Source organism: Citrobacter sp. Cu096 (assembly GCF_030332285.1).
GTDB lineage: Bacteria > Pseudomonadota > Gammaproteobacteria > Enterobacterales > Enterobacteriaceae > Citrobacter > Citrobacter meridianamericanus.
In genome coordinates this window covers 272,436-291,069 of the sequence record NZ_JAOWID010000023.1, presented here as the reverse complement: position 1 = coordinate 291,069, position 18,634 = coordinate 272,436, and the positions used below count along the sequence as shown (strand labels likewise).

Genomic DNA, 18,634 nt, shown 5'->3' with positions numbered 1-18,634 from the left:
TTACGTCAATCACACCACCAGAATTAAAGTAAAACAGCTATTGAGAAAATTTAAAAATAGGGTTTATAAATTACCATTCGGCGGCAAAAATTTAAATTTATTGCACTATGACTTTATCCTCACCGCAAGAACGTCTGGAGCTGATCGCCCTCAATGATGCGGTTGCGTCGTTCAGTCGTTTATTCGCTAATACCGTGCGTTATCACCACTGGCATCAGTGTCTGGAAGTGCTGTATGTGGAAGAAGGCTTTGGCGTGGTCACGGTTGACCATAAGCAGTTCACCATGCGACCGGGACGCATGTTCTTTTTCCCACCGTTTACTCTACACAAGATCTGGGTCGATGAGCAGGCACGGGATAGTTATCGGCGTACCATCATTCATCTCGATCAACATGCGGTGCTGAAGGTGCTTCGCGACTTGCCACACACTCAGCAGCATCTGCAAAATCTGAGCATTCGCGGCAGTGAAGCATGGGTCGTCGACGCGGCGGATGTTCATCCGCATGTTGATTTTCTCTTCAGCCGTTATGAAAAAATGGTCACTCAGAAACCGCTAAATACAGAACAGGTTGCTTGTTTGTTAGTCAACTTACTCGGCCTGTTACCCGACGATAATGGCAATATGCCGGAAATTAGCAGCGGTATTGCCAGTCAGGTGATGTTCTGGCTGGATGAGCATTACACTCACAAATTTAGTCTGGCAGCGCTGGCGCAGGAGCTGAATAAATCAAAAAGCTATGTTTCCCGACGCTTCCAGATGGAAACGGGCGAGAGCATTCTTGACTATCTCAATACGCTGCGACTGCGAAAAGCATGTGAAGCGCTGTTACACAGTGAAATCAGCGTGCGGGAAGTTGCTCAAAAGGTGGGATTTTCGGAGGTAACGTACTTTATCAGCGCCTTCGGCAAAGGCATTGGCGAGACGCCGTTGCAGTATCGCAAGCGGCATAAACAATAACGCCGGAAAGCACATTGCTTTTCCGGCATTCAACGGTCAATTAACCTTCAAGATCCGCCAGGTCGCCCTTCTCCTGCAACCAGTTACGACGATCTTCAGAACGCTTCTTGGCCAGCAGCATATCCATCATGGCGTTGGTACGCTGATCGTCTTCATCATCGATGATGAGCTGTACCAGGCGACGGGTGTTCGGATCCAGCGTCGTTTCGCGCAGCTGCATCGGGTTCATTTCACCCAGACCTTTAAAGCGCTGGACGTTCGGCTTGCCTTTCTTGCGCTTTAACTGCTCCAGTACGCCCGCTTTCTCTTCTTCCGTTAGCGCGTAATACACCTCTTTACCCAGGTCGATACGGTATAAAGGCGGAAGCGCCACGTAAACGTGTCCGTGTTTCACCAGCGTACGGAAATGCTTCACAAACAATGCGCACAACAGCGTGGCAATATGCAGGCCATCGGAGTCCGCATCCGCCAGAATACAGATCTTACCGTAGCGCAGCTGGCTCAGATCGTCGCTGTCCGGATCGATGCCGATCGCCACCGAAATATCGTGAACTTCCTGTGAGGCCAGCACTTCATCGGAAGAGACTTCCCAGGTGTTAAGGATCTTACCTTTAAGCGGCATGATCGCCTGATATTCACGATCGCGCGCCTGTTTGGCCGAGCCACCCGCCGAGTCACCTTCGACGAGGAACAATTCAGTGCGATTGAGATCCTGTGCGGTACAGTCCGCCAGTTTCCCCGGCAACGCCGGACCGCTGGTCAGCTTTTTACGTACCACTTTTTTCGCCGCGCGCAGACGACGCTGGGCGCTGGAAATCGCCATCTCAGCCAGCAGCTCGGCTGACTGCACGTTCTGGTTCAGCCACAGGCTAAAGGCATCTTTCACCACGCCAGAAACAAACGCCGCACACTGACGTGAAGACAGACGTTCTTTGGTTTGACCGGCAAACTGTGGATCCTGCATTTTCACAGACAAAACGTACGCGCAGCGATCCCAGATATCTTCCGCCGATAGCTTCACGCCGCGCGGCAGGATATTGCGGTATTCGCAGAACTCGCGCATCGCATCCAGCAGGCCCTGACGCAGGCCGTTGACGTGCGTCCCGCCCTGCATGGTTGGGATCAGGTTCACATAGCTTTCGGTCAGCAGCTCGCCGCCTTCCGGCAGCCAGAGCAGCGCCCAGTCCACGGTTTCTGTTTCACCGCTGAAATTACCGATAAACGGTTTTTCCGGCAGCGTCGACAGGCCATTCACCGCTTCGCTCAGATAGTCATTCAGACCATCCTGGTAGCACCAGCGCTGTTCGCTGTTGTTGACCTCATCCTTAAAGGTGATCTCAACGCCCGGGCACAGTACCGCTTTGGCTTTCAGTACGTGCGTTAAGCGCGAAACGGAAAAGCGCGGGCTGTCAAAGAAGCTTTCATCCGGCCAGAAGTGCACGCTGGTTCCGGTATTGCGTTTACCGCAGGTACCGACTACCTGTAAATCCTGCACCTTATCACCGTTCTCAAACGCGATGTTGTACACCTGCCCGTCGCGGCGCACGTTCACTTCGACACGCTTCGACAGGGCGTTGACCACGGAGATCCCTACCCCATGCAGGCCGCCGGAGAACTGGTAGTTCTTATTGGAGAACTTACCACCCGCGTGTAGACGACAGAGGATCAGCTCTACCGCCGGAACGCCTTCTTCAGGGTGAATGTCTACCGGCATGCCGCGGCCATCATCAATGACTTCCAGAGACTGGTCGGCATGTAAGATCACGTCCACGCGTTTCGCGTGGCCCGCCAGTGCTTCATCCACACTGTTATCAATCACTTCCTGTCCAAGATGGTTCGGACGGGTTGTATCGGTGTACATCCCTGGGCGACGGCGTACCGGCTCAAGCCCAGTGAGTACCTCAATGGCATCAGCGTTATAAGTTTGCGTCATGGTTTAAATAAGCAATTCGAATTGATCGTCAGAAACTGTGCAGTCCAAGGAAATCGACAATCGGGTTGAAATAATCTTCGAAGCCCGTGAATGCGTGGTTTCCGCCCTCAATAACTGTCTGACGGCAGGAGGCGTAATACGCCACCGCCTGGCGGTAGTCCAACACTTCATCGCCCGTTTGTTGAAGCAGCCAGATCAAATCCGGCGCTTCCAGCGGGTCAATCTGCATGACTTTAAGATCGTAAATATGGCGTGACTCTAGCACATATTGCTGCCCCGTGTAGGGGTTCTCGTTTTGACCGAGATAGTCGACCAGTAGTTCATAAGGCCGTACAGCGGGGTTCACCACCACGGCTGGCAGCATAAAACATTGCGACAGCCAGGTGGCGTAATAGCCGCCCAACGAGGAGCCGACAATACCCAACGACTCTCCGCCATGTTCAAGAATGATCGATTCCAGCATCTCTGCAGCCTGGGCCGGATACGGTGGTAGCTGCGGCACGATCATCTCTACGTGCGGATGATGCTCCGCCAGCCAGTTTTTCAGTAAGCACGCCTTCGCCGAACGAGGAGAACTGTTAAATCCGTGAAGATAGAGAAGCGTAGACATCAGTAGCCTTCTGAAGCGGTATCAGGGTGGAAACGATTACCCTGCAGACGGCGAACCTGAGTCTGCAACGTCCCGTCAGCAAAAAGCTCCAACGTCCGCCAGCCGGGGCTGATGGTATCTAACGTGAAGTTGGAACAATGCGGCTTAAACTGCACGCAGGTCGACGGCGTCGCCATCAGACGGCGTCCGTTCCAGTCCAGGTCCAGTTCCTGATGAATATGCCCGCACAGCAGATATTTCACGCGCGGATAGTTCACCAGTACGTTATCCAGCTCCGCGGCATTGCGCAGGCTATGCTGATCGAGCCAGCTGCAGCCCGCGGGCAGAGGATGGTGATGCAGAAGCAGCAAGGTATTGCGCTCAGGCGCATCGGCAAGTTTACGTTCCAACCATTCGAGCTGAAATTCGCTTAATTCACCGTGGGGAACGCCGAACACCTGGCTGTCGAGCAATAATATTTGCCACTGTTCGCCGATGAAAACGCGCTTGGCCGGAGAAATGCCCGCGTCCTGAAGCGCGCTGTACATTGCCGGCTGAAAATCATGATTACCCGGTAACCAAACGCAGGGCGCACAAAAGCTTGCGATGCCCTCAGCAAAATGCTGATAAGCCGCAGCGGATTGATCCTGCGCCAAATCCCCCGTCGCGACGATCAGATCGTACTCAGGCGACTCTGCATGTATGGCATCCAGTACGGATTGATAGCTGTCCCAGGTGTTCACACCCAGCAGCGTTTCATGCTTTTCGGCAAACAGGTGAGTGTCTGTAATTTGTAAGATCCTGACTCTGGCCTCACCAGCCAAAGGAAGGGTTAACAGGCTTTCCAAATGGTGTCCTTAGGTTTCACGACGCTAATAAACCGGAATCGCCATCGCTCCATGTGCTAAACAGTACCGTAACCAGTCGGCCAGAAACTGATTAATTTGATGCTTTTCGTCGCGTTGATGCAACTTTTTATTTGGATAATCATACCGCGCTTTGAAGCGAAAGATCTGCTGACTTGAACACACTTCAGCCACCCTCGCGTCATGATACAGGCGCACGGTTAATGACGGCAGGCTCCAGTAAGTGACAGCCGGTGCCGTTTGTTCGATCGTGACAAGCGTAGTGTATCGGGTCGATTCCACGATCGTTAACCGATATTGTGCGTTTGCTACCTGATAGCTCACTGTTTCACCGGCTGCGTCATTACGCGGCAGCAGGCGGCGCAATTGCGAATAATTGGTTTCGCACAGGCGCATCATTTCAGGGAAGTCAGGTGTGTAACGCTTCATTTTTTCCACTCAGTTTTTAACTCTTGATAGTGCAGCTGTAACCATTGCAAGGCGATGACAGAAGCCGCGTTGTCGATTCTCCCCTCTTCTACCCATTGATAAGCCTGCTCCCGGCTCACCACATGAACACGAATATCTTCGTTTTCATCAGCCAGACCATGAATTCCGCTCGCGGTCGTGGCGTCCACTTCGCCAACTAAAATAGACAGGCGCTCACTGGTACCACCTGGGCTTGCCAGATAGCTCAGAACGGGTTTCGTGCGTTTAACTTCCAGCCCGGCTTCTTCCATCGCTTCACGACGGGCCACATCCTCAACGGTTTCGCCCTCTTCGATCATGCCGGCCACCATTTCCAGTAGCCACGGGCTTTCGCTGGTATCAAACGCCGCGATACGGATCTGCTCGACCAGTACAACTTCGTCCCGCTCAGGGTCAAAGGGTAGCAAGACTGCCGCGTGTCCGCGCTCAAAAATTTCGCGCTTTACTTCACCGCTCATACCGCCGTTAAACAGGCGATGACGGAACCGATAAAGATCCAGTGAAAAAAAACCGCGGTATAGCGTTTCTCGTGCAATAATTTCTACATCATTTTTAGTGAAAGTCATTGGCAAGTTGTCTGGTTTACGCATTGTTCTGTCCTGAAACCAATAGTGATTAAAATGTGAATTTCAAGGTAGTTTGACTGATGTTTGAACGCCCTTGTGTTAAATTGATGCAAATTAACGCCGTATGGCACGTAACGCCAACTTTTTGCAGTGGCAGATTCTGCTAGAATCAGCAAATATTTTTATAATTTGATCAGCGCTAAATACTGCTTCACAACAAGGAATGCAAATGAAGAAATTGCTCCCCATCCTTATCGGCCTGAGCCTGTCGGGGTTCAGTACTTTGAGCCAGGCAGAAAACCTGATGCAGGTTTATCAGCAAGCACGCCTGAGCAACCCGGAATTGCGTAAATCGGCCGCCGATCGCGATGCTGCATTCGAAAAAATTAACGAAGCGCGTAGCCCATTACTGCCGCAACTGGGTTTAGGTGCCGATTACACCTACAGCAATGGCTACCGTGATGCAAACGGCGTCAACTCCAACGCTACCAGCGCGTCATTACAATTGACTCAGACGCTGTTCGACATGTCTAAATGGCGTGCCCTGACGCTGCAAGAAAAATCAGCGGGCATCCAGGACGTGACGTACCAGACCGATCAGCAAACGCTGATCCTGAATACCGCCACCGCTTATTTTAACGTACTGAACGCGATTGACGTGCTGTCGTACACCCAGGCACAGAAAGATGCGGTTTATCGTCAGTTAGATCAGACCACTCAGCGTTTTAACGTTGGCCTGGTCGCCATCACTGACGTACAAAACGCCCGCTCACAATACGATACCGTATTAGCGAATGAAGTGACTGCACGTAACAATCTGGATAACGCGGTAGAACAGCTGCGTCAGGTGACCGGTAACTACTACCCGGAACTGGCTTCGCTGAACGTTGATGGCTTTAAAACCAACAAACCGCAGGCGGTGAATGCGCTACTGAAAGAAGCGGAAAACCGCAACCTGACCTTATTGCAGGCACGTTTGAGCCAGGATCTGGCGCGCGAACAGATTCGTCAGGCGCAGGACGGTCATTTACCAACGCTGGATTTAACCGCCTCTACCGGCGTGTCTGACACCTCTTATAGTGGATCTAAAACCCGTGGTGCAACCGGCTCCCAGTATGACGACAGCAACATGGGTCAGAACAAAATCGGCCTGAGCTTCTCGCTGCCACTGTACCAGGGCGGAATGGTTAACTCGCAGGTGAAACAAGCGCAGTACAACTTTGTTGGCGCGAGTGAACAACTGGAAAGCGCGCACCGTAGCGTGGTGCAGACCGTTCGTTCTTCATTCAACAACATTAATGCCTCCATTAGTAGCATTAACGCGTACAAACAAGCGGTTGTCTCTGCCCAAAGCTCATTGGATGCGATGGAAGCCGGTTATTCCGTAGGTACACGTACCATTGTAGATGTGTTGGATGCCACCACCACGCTGTACAACGCCAAACAACAATTGGCTAATGCGCGTTATACCTATCTTATCAACCAGCTAAACGTCAAATCTGCGCTCGGTACGCTGAACGAGCAGGATCTGGTGGCGCTGAACAATACGCTGGGTAAACCGGTATCCACAACGCCGGATACCGTGGCACCGCAAAATCCTCAACAAGATGCCGCCGTGAATGACTATAACGGCACTGGCAATCTGCCTGCGGCTCAGCCGACGGCTGCACGTTCAACCAGCAGCAACGGTAATAACCCGTTCCGTAATTGATGCTGAAGACGGGGCTTCGGCCCCGTCTGAACGTAAGGCAACGTAAAGATCCGCCTCTTCCTGCGCATTCTCGCCTCTTCCCGCTTCAATTTCGACCAGTCATCCTCTATCCTGAGCATTATTTACTGTGTTTACCACTGGGTCCTGGAAGACAAAAATGAAACGGACAAAATCGATACATCACGCCTCGTTCCGCAAAAGCTGGAGCGCGCGCCACCTGACTCCTGTCGCCCTGGCAGTTACCGCAGTGTTTATGCTCGCGGGCTGTGAAAAGAGTGACGAAACGGTTTCGCTTTATCAAAATGCGGACGACTGCTCTGCGGCTAATCCGGGTAAAAGCGCTGAATGTACCACCGCGTTTAACAACGCGCTGAAAGAAGCCGAACGCACCGCGCCAAAATACGCCACTCGCGAAGACTGTATTGCTGAATTCGGCGAAGGCCAGTGCCAGCAGGCACCTGCGCAAGCAGGCATGGCGCCGACCGGTGAAGGCCAGGCTCAGGCGCAGAACCAAAGCAGCGGCAGCTTCTGGATGCCGCTGATGGCCGGCTACATGATGGGCCGACTGATGGGCGGCGGAATGGGCGCTCAGCAACCGCTGTTCAGCTCGAAAAACCCAGCCAGCCCTGCATACGGCAAATATACTGACGCCAGCGGCAAAAACTACGGTGCAGCAACGCCGGGTCGCACCATGACCGTACCCAAAACTGCCATGGCGCCGAAACCAGCCACCACCTCTACCGTAACCCGCGGCGGATTTGGTGAATCAGTCGCTAAACAAAGCACCATGCAGCGTAGCGCAAGCGGTACTACCACACGTTCAATGGGTGGCTGATCGTCATGGAAAGAGTCAGTATTGTCGAGCGCCCGGACTGGCGCGATAAGGCCACCGAATACGGTTTCAACTTTCACACCATGTACGGCGAGCCGTACTGGTGTGAAGACGCATACTATAAGCTGACGCTTGCTCAGGTCGAAAAGCTGGAAGAGGTCACCGCTGAGCTGCATCAGATGTGCCTCAAGGTGGTTGAAAAGGTCATTGCCAGCGACGAGCTGATGACCAAATTTCGCATTCCGAAGCATACCTGGGGCTTTGTCCGTCAGTCCTGGCTGACACAGCAACCGTCGCTCTATTCCCGCCTCGATCTGGCGTGGGATGGAACCGGTGAACCTAAGCTTTTAGAAAACAACGCCGATACGCCCACCTCGCTGTACGAAGCTGCATTTTTCCAATGGATTTGGCTGGAAGATCAGCTCAATGCAGGCAATTTGCCGGAAGGCAGCGATCAGTTCAACAGTCTGCAGGAAAAGCTGATCGAGCGCTTCACCGCACTGCGTGAGCAATATGGTTTTCAGTTGCTACATCTGACCTGTTGTCGCGATACCGTTGAAGATCGCGGAACGATCCAGTATCTGCAGGATTGCGCTGCCGAAGCAGAAATCGCCACTGAATTCCTTTATGTTGAAGATATTGGTCTTGGTGAAAAAGGTCAGTTCACGGATTTAGAGGATCAGGTGATTGCCAACCTGTTTAAGCTCTATCCGTGGGAATTTATGCTGCGCGAGATGTTCTCCACTAAGCTGGAAGATGCCGGCGTCCGCTGGCTGGAACCGGCCTGGAAGAGCATTATCTCCAACAAAGCGTTGTTACCGCTGCTGTGGGAAATGTTCCCGAACCATCCGAATCTTCTGCCGGCGTACTTCGCCGAAGACGACTATCCGCAGATGGAGAAATTCGTCGTGAAACCGATCTTCTCGCGTGAAGGCGCTAACGTGTCGATCGTTGAGAACGGTAAAACGATCGAAGCGGTGGAAGGTCCGTACGGTGAAGAGGGAATGATCGTGCAGCAGTTCCATCAGCTACCGAAGTTCGGCGACAGCTACATGCTGATCGGCAGTTGGCTAATCAACGATCAACCTGCAGGTATCGGCATTCGCGAAGACCGCGCGCTGATCACACAGGATCTTTCCCGTTTCTATCCGCATATTTTTGTCGAGTAATTCGCTGTGCCCGGTATCGCTAATGCTTACCGGGCCTACGTTTTTATCCCACCTGCACTGACAACATACTCAGGCTACCCATCTCAATCCCATCAACAGGAATAGTCAGTGGCTCTTTGCCATCCCACGCGCCGAGTACATACAGCAGCGGCAGATAGTGGTCCGCCGTTGGATTCGACAGCGATCCACCTTCATGATCGAGATAGTTCACCAGCGGGTGCTGTTCAACCGGTCCCTGCCATGTCAGGTTTGCCTTAACATAATCGTTGAATGAGGTCGCCCACGGATACGGTGTATTCTCGCCGTGCCAGCGTGCTGTGCGCAGGTTATGCACCACGTTACCGCTGGCCACCAGCATAATACCTTCATCGCGCAGCGCTGCCAGCTTACGACCCATTTCGAAATGCCAGGCCGCCGGTTTTGTACTATCAATGCTTAACTGCACCATCGGGATGTCGGCATTCGGGTACATCTTGATCAGCACGCCCCATGAACCGTGGTCAAAACCCCACGCCTCTTTGTCTAACGCGACGGGCACAGGAGCAAGTAAATCAACCAGGTGCTGCGCAAGTTCTGGCGAGCCCGGTGCCGGGTAATGTGTGTCATACAGCGCCTGCGGAAAACCACCGAAATCGTGGATCGTTTTAGGTGCTTCCATCGCGGTTACACCAGTGCCGCGTGTAAACCAGTGCGCTGAGACTACCACGATGGCTTTCGGACGTGGCAACGTTTCCCCCAGTTGCTGCCAGGCACGGGTATAAACGTTATCTTCCAGAACATTCATCGGGCTGCCGTGGCCCAAAAACAATGCTGGCATACGAGTTGAAGACATGATGATATCCTTACTGAGGGAGTCATTTTGATACCATCACAATACGCTTATTCGGTTGATGAAGAACTCAGATAACCATGATGAAGATCATCAGTTATTTTGACGATCTGGCCCGAAAGGTAGATTGATAAGGAGTTTGATTTGTCGATGTCAGTACCTTTACTTCTGACTTTACTGGCAGGTGCCGCTACGTTTATTGGCGCATTTCTCGGTGTGTTAGGGCAAAAGCCCTCCAACCGCGTTCTCGCCTTTTCTTTAGGCTTCGCCGCCGGGATAATGTTACTGATCTCCCTGATGGAGATGCTACCCGCCGCTCTGGCTGCTGAAGGCATGTCGCCAGTTTTGGGCTACGGGATGTTTATCTTTGGCTTGCTGGGCTATTTTGGCCTGGATCGTCTATTGCCACACGCCCACCCTCAGGATCTGGTACAGAAAACAAAGCAACCTCTACCCAGCTCCATTAAACGTACCGCTATTTTACTTACGCTCGGCATTAGCCTGCACAATTTCCCGGAAGGGATTGCGACTTTTGTTACCGCCAGCAGCAACCTCGAACTGGGGTTTGGCATTGCGCTTGCTGTCGCATTACATAATATACCTGAAGGTTTAGCCGTTGCCGGGCCCGTTTATGCCGCCACGGGTTCAAAACGTACCGCGATATTCTGGGCTGGGATCTCGGGAATGGCGGAAATACTGGGCGGCGTGCTGGCGTGGTTAATTCTTGGTAGTCTGATTTCACCGGTGGTAATGGCGGCAATAATGGCGGCGGTCGCCGGAATCATGGTGGCGCTGTCAGTCGATGAATTGATGCCACTGGCAAAAGAGATCGACCCAAATAATAATCCCAGCTATGGGGTCCTGTGCGGAATGTCGGTGATGGGGTTAAGTCTCGTCATCCTCCAGTCCATGGGAATCGGATAATCCAGAGGGCGGATGCCACCCTGCTATTTTACAGCATCCGCTCATCCATAGCAGAACGTGAAGGACTATTCCTGTTCCTTAATCACGCTGTTATCTTCTCCAGAACGACGGAAGAGTTTGTTTCGTGCCTCAAGCAATGCGTCTCTGTCCTGTCGGAATGCCCGACAATAACGCTTCATATGGCAATAATAACCCAATGCAACGAGTGCAATTAATACGATCCAATACCAGGCAATAAACATTCTTTTACCCTTAACATTTAACATCATTAAACATTTAACGTTAAAATTTTACATAAGCTTATTCTGACATACCCCTATAGTGGCATATTTCAGAAACAAATATATGATTTCGATCATATAAACCAGCAGCTATGCCAATAGCGAAAACAGTTATAAAAAATAAAACTATGTCGACGAGATCACACTAAGCAATAATAAACATTGTCCTTAAAATACCTCACTCATACTATCCAGAAAACAATAAAAATTAGATCTTGTAAAATAATACACTTCATCAATATTTATATACCCACAATAAAAGTGACATCAGTAGTACCTTTTTCATTTTTAGCCATACCTTAAAAACATAATATATTCATTGAGATTATTTTTATAGGTAATATAAGGAGATATATCCATGTTTAGGCAATATCGAAAAACACTTCTCGCAGGCACTCTGGCACTGACGTTTGGATTAACAGTTGGAAATTCCTTTGCCGCGGGTTTTCAATCCGCCAACCCACAGGGAATCTGGGCGCAATAGTCGTTGTTCTTTATGGAAACGCCCCACTTACCGCACTGGTTGAATTAGACAGTCACGTTATTTCAGATGTTAAAGTCACCGTTCATGGCAAAGGCGAGAAAGGAGTTCCTGTTACTTATACTGTTGGCAAAGAATCATTAGCAACCTATGACGGCGTGCCTATTTTTGGTCTTTATCAAAAGTTTGCTAATAATGTCACCGTTGAATATAAAGAAAATGGCAAAGCCATGAAGGATGATTATGTGGTGCAAACGTCCGCCATCGTTAATCACTACATGGATAATCGTTCTGTTTCCGATTTACAGCAAACGAAAGTTATTAAGGTAGCGCCTGGTTTTGAAGATCGTCTCTATCTGGTGAATACCCATATCTTCAAGGCACAAGGGGCGGAATTCCACTGGCATGGCGAAAAAGATAAAAATGCCGGCATTCTGGATGCGGGTCCTGCGGGCGGGCATTACCCTTTGACATTGCCCCCTTCACCTTTATCGTCGATACGGAAGGTGAATATCGTTGGTGGCTGGATCAAGATACCTTTTACAATGGCCATGACATGGATATCAATAAGCGCGGTTACTTGATGGGTATCCGGGAAACGCCGCGCGGCACCTTCACAGCCGTTCAGGGTCAGCATTGGTACGAATTCGATATGATGGGGCAGATTCTGGCCGATCATAAGCTACCGCGCGGCTTCCTCGGCGCGTCGCATGAATCGCTCGAAACAATCAACGACACCATGTTGCTTCGCGCGGGCAAACGCGATTATCGCAAAGAAGATGGCATCCATGTGCAAACTATCCGCGATCAGATAATTGAAGTAGACAAGTCAGGTCGTGTGGTTGACGTATGGGATCTGACAAAAATACTCGATCCGATGCGTGATGCGCTTCTGGGTGCACTGGACGCAAGCGCGGTAGCGTCAACGTTGACCTCGCTCATGCCGGTCAACAGGCGAAACTGGAGCCAGATACTCCTTACGGTGACGCCCTCGGAGTGGGTGCGGGTCGTAACTGGCGCACGTTAACTCCATTGCCTATGATGCCAAAGATGACTCCATTATTATCTCTTCCCGCCATCAGGGCGTCGTCAAAATCGGTCGCGATAAACAGGTGAAATGGATCCTCGCTCCGTCGAAAGGCTGGAATAAGGCGCTGGCAAGCAAGCTGTCAAAACCGATTGATAGTAAAGGCAATGCGCTAAAATGTGACGAAAACGGCAAGTGTGAAAACACCGATTTCGATTTTACTTATACACAGCACACCGCATGGCTCTCGAGCAAAGGAACATTAACCATCTTTGACAACGGCGATGGTCGTGGGCTCGAACAACCGGCATTGCCGACGATGAAATACTCTCGTTTCGTCGAATATAAAGTTGACGAGAAAAAAGGTACCGTTCAGCAAATCTGGGAATACGGCAAAGAGCGCAGTTACGATTTCTATAGTCCCATCACCTCGGTTATCGAATATCAGAAAGACCGTGACACTATGGTACGCAAACGTGATTTATCGATCTATACCAACAGTCTGAAGGCTGGTATCTGCTTCCACCGTGGCATTTTATGAACATGGCACAGGCTTGCTTACTGGCCTTTGGCCTATGTTTGCTGCTGTTGGTGATAATGAGCTGTGCCTGGACTTTAAAAATGACCAGAATCAAATAATTAGAATGCTAATACTAAAGCAGAGGTCTGCATCCAGACTTCTGCTTTTCTCACATTAGCTATACAATTCAATTGGTATACCCCTTTCGAATTAAAAACATTCCAAATTTATCTTCTCTTAACATCAATGATAATTTTTCCATATTGATATATTCTGATTTTAAGAAAAATAGTGCATTCAGCTCACAGTTTTAAAGAAATATCTTTCTGCTTCTGGTACAAGAAAACATAATAAAACCTCACACATTCCGATTTTTAGCACTAAAGCAAATATAATATTAAATTTATATATATTTAAATTTAATTAGTGGCGGGGCAAATTCTGAATTCAGTGCAAGCACGAACATCCAGGGAATACCTGATGATATAATTTTAAAAAAGGCGGCGTGCTTTGACTTGTATATCAAGGATATTTTCACCACTAAAGGAATGTATATGAAATCAGTAAATAAGGCGTTATTGGCTCTTACTATTGCCACATTAACCTCCAGCTATGCCTTCGCCGATGTTGACGGCGGTAGCGGCAAAATCACCTTCACCGGTACCGTTATCAACGCGCCATGCGCTATTCAACCTGACGATATTGATAAGCAGGTCGAATTGGGTGAAGTGCCTGCCTCCTACATTAATACTAACGGGCATTCTGATGCGGTAGATTCAAGCCTGCATTTGATCAATTGCAATCTGCCAAACTCGAACAATGGCAGCGACGTACCCGTGAGTAAAGTCGAAGTCACCTTCAACAGCGACAGCGTTACAACGGAAGACACCAGCCTGTTGAGCAATACCTTCGCCAGCGGCGCGCAGAATGTTGGCGTACGTCTGTTGGACAAATCAAGTACAAATATTACTCTGGGAACAGCCAAAAGCATTGATTTAATCTCCACCTCCGCAACCCAAATCCTTCCCTTTATGGCCTATATGCAAAAAATTGGCTCAACGGATGTCACCGTAGGTGCTGTCGCCGCAACGGCAACCTACAGACTCACTTATAAGTAGTCACGCAATGGTGGCCGGATGGCCACCATTTAACACTTGTAACGCTTGGGTATAGGTAAGGATTGCCATGAATACCTGCAAGATTGCGGCCTGCGGATGTGGGTTGCTGTTGTCATTTTCAGCTATGGCCGTCGAATTCAACCTGAACGTGCTGGATAAATCCATGCGTAACAGTGTTGATCTCTCGCTATTAAAAGATGATTCCGCAATAGCGCCAGGGAGCTACTTTGTTACCGTCGCTGTGAATAAAAACCAAATATCATCAGGCCGCCAGTTGACCTGGAAAAAACATGGCGAGAGCGTTGCCGTCTGTATTCCTTCTGACCTCGCCAGGCAACTGGGGTTGAAAGAAAAGATTTTAAATTCACTGCCAGTACACCACGATTGCATAGATTTTGCCGAATACAACGATATTGCCTTCAACTTAGATATGGCAAATCAACGCCTGGATATCAGTGTCCCCCAGGTTTTATTGGCATGGAAGTCAGAAAGCTGGATGCCCCCCTCAAGCTGGGATCATGGTGTGAACGGTCTGCTGTTCGACTACAACCTATTCGCCAGCACCTATCGCCCCGACACAGGTGGAAGCACAGAAAATCTAAACTCCTATGGCACCGCGGGCCTGAACATGGGTGCCTGGCGCTTACGCAGCGATTATCAGGTCAGCCAAAATCGCAGCGACGAAAATATCCAAACGACGCGAAGTATTTCGCGTACCTATCTTTTTCGCCCCCTCCCTACAATAGGAGCGAAACTCACGCTGGGCGAGACAGATTTAAGCTCCAATATCTTTGATGGCTTTTCCTATAATGGCGCATCTCTGGCCAGCGACGACCGTATGCTGCCGTGGGAATTACGTGGTTATGCCCCACAAATCAGCGGCATCGCGCAAACCAATGCCACAGTCACCGTTAGCCATTCCGGTCGCGTAATTTATCAAACCAAAGTTGCCCCTGGTCCCTTTGTTATTACCGATCTCAATCAATCGGTACAGGGAACGCTGGACGTGAAAATCACCGAAGAAGACGGCCGAACCAATACATTTCAGGTTTCTGCAGCCTCCACACCTTTCCTGACCCGCGAAGGGCAAGTTCGCTACAAAATCGCCGCGGGTCGTGCACGCCCGGACATCTCGCATCACGTGATTGATGACTCCTTCGTGAGTAGCGAAGCTTCATGGGGAATGCTGTCGAACACATCTCTCTATGGCGGGATCCTCGCTGCGGGCAACGATTATCGCTCAGCGGCAGTGGGTATTGGACAAAACATGCTTTGGCTGGGCGCGCTCTCATTTGACGTTACGCACTCCCGCAGTACTTTCGAGGACGGTCATGAAGAAAGTGGTCTCAGCTATCGTCTGAACTACAGTAAACGTTTTGATGCAACGAACAGCCAGATCTCACTCGCCGCCTACCGTTTTTCCGAACGTGAATTTCATAGTTATGCCAACTTTGTCGCCCATCAGTACAATGAAGCTGATACTCAGGACGAAAAGCAGACCGTAAGCATCGCCTTCAATCAGCCAATTGATCCTCTGCGGATGAATCTGTACGTCAGCGCACTGCGTCAGCAATGGTGGGATGGCGACAGCTCCACTACCGCATCGGTTACCGCCGGGTTTAATTTCGATATTGGCGACTGGAAAGGTTTATCACTGTCAACATCCTTCAGCACAACGCACTACGAGGAGAGTGATAACGATAAGCAAGTTTACGTTTCGCTCTCAGCTCCCTTCGACTTTGGTCGACGGTTGAATTATGACATGCGTAACAGTAGCAATACGACTAACACGCTCTCATGGAATGATTCATCCGATCCGTATAACACCTGGGGCGTATCCGCAGGAACCGCAACCGACAGGCCACATAACGGCGCGCAATTCAGAGGCAACTACCAGCATGTCACCCCCGCTGGCGAACTACAGTTCTCCGGAAGCTACGCGGCCAGCGACTATACTTCCGCCAGCGCAAGCTGGAGCGGTTCAATGACCGCAACAGGCAGCGGCATCGCGTTGCATCGTCGTAGCTTTGGCAATGAGCCCAGGGTCATGGTCGGAGCCGATGGCGTGGCCGACATTCCTGTACAGGGAGATAGCAACCGCACCAACAGTTTGGGCTATGCGGTGGTGCCAATGGTTTCCAGCTACCAGCCCTCAACCATCGCGGTCAATATGAACGATCTGCCTGACGGCGTGACCGTTGATGAAACGATCACCCGCCAAACCTGGACCGAAGGTGCCATTGGCTACAAAGGGCTGATATCCCGCGCTGGCAAAAATATTACCGTCGGCATCAGAATGGAAAATGGCGACTTCCCGCCGCTCGGCGCGATCGTGCGGCAGATTGAAAGCAATACCGAAGTGGGAATGGTCAGCGAAGATGGCCATGCGTGGCTTGGTGGTGTCGACAGTAGGCAGCAATTTACCGTGCAGTGGGGTGACAAACAGACCTGCACCATCGCATTACCGGACTCGCTGGATATCTCCATGCAAGGTCTGATTTTACCTTGTCATTAATTAAGGATGAAAAATGACATTATTCAAAGGATTAACAATAGTACTACTCGCCTTATCACTCACCTGCCAGGCGGCAATTCAGCCCGACAGAACGCGGATAATATTTAACGGCAACGAAAAAGCCAGCAGCCTGAAGCTCGAAAATCAGAGCAAGCAGTTGCCTTATCTGGCTTACTCATGGATTGAAGATGAAAAAGGAAATAAAGATGACACCTTTTTAGTTGCTCTACCACCAATCCAGCGGTTAAATCCCGGCGCAATTTCACAAGTGAGGATCGTTAAGCAGGATAAAGCGCGTTCACTGCCTCAGGATCGGGAATCGTTGTTTTATTTTAATGTCCGGGAAATTCCACCTGAGCCAGAAAATAAAGGTAGCAATGCCGTAGTACAAATGGCATTGCAATCCCGCATGAAATTGTTCTGGCGACCCGCCGCATTAAAGAAAAAACCGGGAGTCGAAGTCGAACATCAGCTTAAAATAAGTCAGCAGGGAAATACGCTGTTGGTCAATAATCCTACCGCCTACTACATTACGTTGGCTTTTTTTGGCAAAGACAGCAAAAGCCAATTGTCGGGCTTTAGCAGTAAGATGATTCCCCCTTTTTCCTCTGCCACATTAAATGCCGGCGGTTATAACGGAAATACATTCGCACTGGGATATATGGATGATTATGGCGGACTGCGCATGCTGAACGTGAAATGCTATGGTCAGTGCGATCTTATCGTGCCGGAGGCCAGAAAATGATCCGCACGCTACGGTTATTTCTGTTGTTAATATTCATCGCTATCCCTTTTCGTTCCGCGCTGGCGGTTCACTGCTATCTGGGAGCCTCCGGTGGTCCTGTTGAAGGTTATACCGCTATCGAGCCGTTTGCAGTCCCTAACAACGCTAAACCCGGGGACAAAATCTGGGAAAGCAACGATATAAAAATCCCCGTCTACTGCGATAACGCAACCTCCGAAAATGCTTATAGCAGCGAAAACGTCTACGCATGGGTAAACCCCTACACCTCAGTCAACGATACCTATTATCAACTGGGCGTCACCTATGAAGGCATTGATTATGACGCCACGCAAGGTGCGGTCAGCATTGATACGCACCAGTGCATTGATAATCAGAAGCTTAAGATCTATACCCCAGCGCAAATCAGAGCCAGTGGTTGGGAGCACTACCTTTGCTCAGGAAACGCGGACGATACGCACTACTCGAGAACGTTTGTGGCCCGTATGCGTCTGTACGTAAAAATCATATCCATGCCTCCCCACGACTACACCAGCAGTATCGGCGATTATATTCTGGTGCAGTTTGATGGCGTTGGCGGTATTAACGTTAGCCCGGATGCTGCCAATCTCAAATATCATGTTACGGGATTAGATCAAATCCGCGTACTGGACTGCAGCGTAAAATTCAACATTTTTCCGGAAAACCAAACCATCGATTTTGGCACCTTTAATAATATGGAAATTAACGCCAAAACCTTGACCAAAAGCTTTTCCATTAAGACAACCAAGAATCAGGGTGCAGAAAGCGGGTGTACCGACACGTTTAAAGTTTCGTCCTCATTTTATACGACAGAAGAATTGGCTGAGGATGATAAATCGTTAAGAATCGGTAATGGTTTGCAGTTAAAAATACGCAATATGGAAGATAATACCTTATCCACCTTTAACGCATACTCTGAATATGCCGAGTTTGACACAGAATTACTGACCAGAGAGAAAAGCTATCAGGCTGAATTAAGTCAGGTCACCGGCGACACCGTGAAGACTGGGCCATTTGAAACAGTAGTTTTATTTAAAATTAACTACAACTAAGCGTAAAAAAGCCGATGGCGTTGCATCGGCT

The 18,634-nt window shown here is 50.0% G+C and carries 15 protein-coding genes and 2 pseudogenes; 11 read left to right on the top strand and 6 right to left on the bottom strand.

Translation table 11 applies throughout. From position 1 onward, the window contains the following. Positions 1–107: 107 nt before the first annotated feature. Positions 108–959: a helix-turn-helix transcriptional regulator gene (locus OGX99_RS10310; RefSeq protein ID WP_151224355.1), complete on the top strand. Its 852-nt coding sequence runs from the start codon at positions 108–110 to the stop codon at positions 957–959. Positions 960–999: 40 nt separating this feature from the next. On the opposite strand, the gene parE is transcribed toward OGX99_RS10310, so the two are convergent. From parE to nudF, 5 genes are read right to left on the bottom strand one after another with little or no spacing between them, the layout of a single operon-like run. After that, positions 1,000–2,892 (bottom strand): DNA topoisomerase IV subunit B, encoded by a 1,893-nt coding sequence (parE, locus tag OGX99_RS10305; protein ID WP_210905378.1) that lies wholly within the window; start codon positions 2,890–2,892, stop codon positions 1,000–1,002. Positions 2,893–2,920: 28 nt separating this feature from the next. Beyond that, entirely contained in the window at positions 2,921–3,502 is a 582-nt protein-coding gene (gene yqiA, locus OGX99_RS10300) for an esterase YqiA (RefSeq protein ID WP_003024575.1), read from the bottom strand. Next, entirely contained in the window at positions 3,502–4,329 is an 828-nt protein-coding gene (gene cpdA, locus OGX99_RS10295) for a 3',5'-cyclic-AMP phosphodiesterase (protein ID WP_286543440.1), read from the bottom strand. Before cpdA ends, yqiA begins: the two co-directional genes overlap by 1 nt. A 24-nt stretch (positions 4,330–4,353) precedes the next feature. After that, on the bottom strand, positions 4,354–4,776 hold the full coding sequence (locus tag OGX99_RS10290) for a DUF1249 family protein (protein ID WP_151217734.1): 423 nt from the start codon (positions 4,774–4,776) through the stop codon (positions 4,354–4,356). Next, positions 4,773–5,405: an ADP-ribose diphosphatase gene (gene nudF, locus OGX99_RS10285; RefSeq protein WP_151217735.1), complete on the bottom strand. Its 633-nt coding sequence runs from the start codon at positions 5,403–5,405 to the stop codon at positions 4,773–4,775. The genes OGX99_RS10290 and nudF overlap by 4 nt, the downstream gene beginning before the upstream one ends. A gap of 205 nt (positions 5,406–5,610) precedes the next feature. Here nudF and tolC point away from each other — a divergent pair, with 205 nt between their 5' ends. From tolC to OGX99_RS10270, 3 genes are all read left to right on the top strand, one after another. Further along, on the top strand, positions 5,611–7,092 hold the full coding sequence (tolC, locus tag OGX99_RS10280) for an outer membrane channel protein TolC (protein WP_151217736.1): 1,482 nt from the start codon (positions 5,611–5,613) through the stop codon (positions 7,090–7,092). Between the two features lie 157 nt (positions 7,093–7,249). Continuing rightward, entirely contained in the window at positions 7,250–7,927 is a 678-nt protein-coding gene (locus tag OGX99_RS10275) for a DUF1190 family protein (protein WP_003024591.1), read from the top strand. 5 nt (positions 7,928–7,932) lie between these two features. After that, positions 7,933–9,093, top strand: a complete 1,161-nt coding sequence (locus OGX99_RS10270) for a glutathionylspermidine synthase family protein (RefSeq protein WP_151217737.1) — start codon at positions 7,933–7,935, stop codon at positions 9,091–9,093. Positions 9,094–9,136: 43 nt separating this feature from the next. On the opposite strand, the gene ygiD is transcribed toward OGX99_RS10270, so the two are convergent. After that, complete coding sequence (gene ygiD, locus OGX99_RS10265) at positions 9,137–9,925, bottom strand: 4,5-DOPA-extradiol-dioxygenase (RefSeq protein ID WP_151224358.1); 789 nt, start codon at positions 9,923–9,925, stop codon at positions 9,137–9,139. Between the two features lie 147 nt (positions 9,926–10,072). Here ygiD and zupT point away from each other — a divergent pair, with 147 nt between their 5' ends. From zupT to OGX99_RS10225, 7 genes and pseudogenes are all read left to right on the top strand, one after another. Next, positions 10,073–10,846 carry a zinc transporter ZupT gene (zupT, locus tag OGX99_RS10260; protein WP_151217739.1) on the top strand — a complete coding sequence of 258 codons (774 nt, stop codon included), beginning with the start codon at positions 10,073–10,075 and terminating at the stop codon, positions 10,844–10,846. A 639-nt stretch (positions 10,847–11,485) separates the two neighbouring features. Continuing rightward, positions 11,486–13,101 (top strand): annotated as a pseudogene (gene assT / locus OGX99_RS10250) (arylsulfate sulfotransferase AssT); the annotation flags it as partial. A gap of 14 nt (positions 13,102–13,115) precedes the next feature. Continuing rightward, positions 13,116–13,274, top strand: a pseudogene (locus tag OGX99_RS10245) (protein-disulfide oxidoreductase DsbI); the annotation flags it as partial. A gap of 435 nt (positions 13,275–13,709) precedes the next feature. Then, positions 13,710–14,273: a fimbrial protein gene (locus OGX99_RS10240; protein WP_151217740.1), complete on the top strand. Its 564-nt coding sequence runs from the start codon at positions 13,710–13,712 to the stop codon at positions 14,271–14,273. A 67-nt stretch (positions 14,274–14,340) separates the two neighbouring features. Continuing rightward, positions 14,341–16,788, top strand: a complete 2,448-nt coding sequence (locus tag OGX99_RS10235) for a fimbria/pilus outer membrane usher protein (RefSeq protein ID WP_151217741.1) — start codon at positions 14,341–14,343, stop codon at positions 16,786–16,788. 13 nt (positions 16,789–16,801) lie between these two features. Then, a complete protein-coding gene (locus OGX99_RS10230) occupies positions 16,802–17,533 on the top strand; it encodes a fimbrial biogenesis chaperone (RefSeq protein WP_278238324.1) in 732 nt (243 codons plus the stop codon). Next, positions 17,530–18,603 carry a fimbrial protein gene (locus OGX99_RS10225; protein WP_187259018.1) on the top strand — a complete coding sequence of 358 codons (1,074 nt, stop codon included), beginning with the start codon at positions 17,530–17,532 and terminating at the stop codon, positions 18,601–18,603. Before OGX99_RS10230 ends, OGX99_RS10225 begins: the two co-directional genes overlap by 4 nt. The last annotated feature ends 31 nt before the right edge of the window (positions 18,604–18,634 follow it).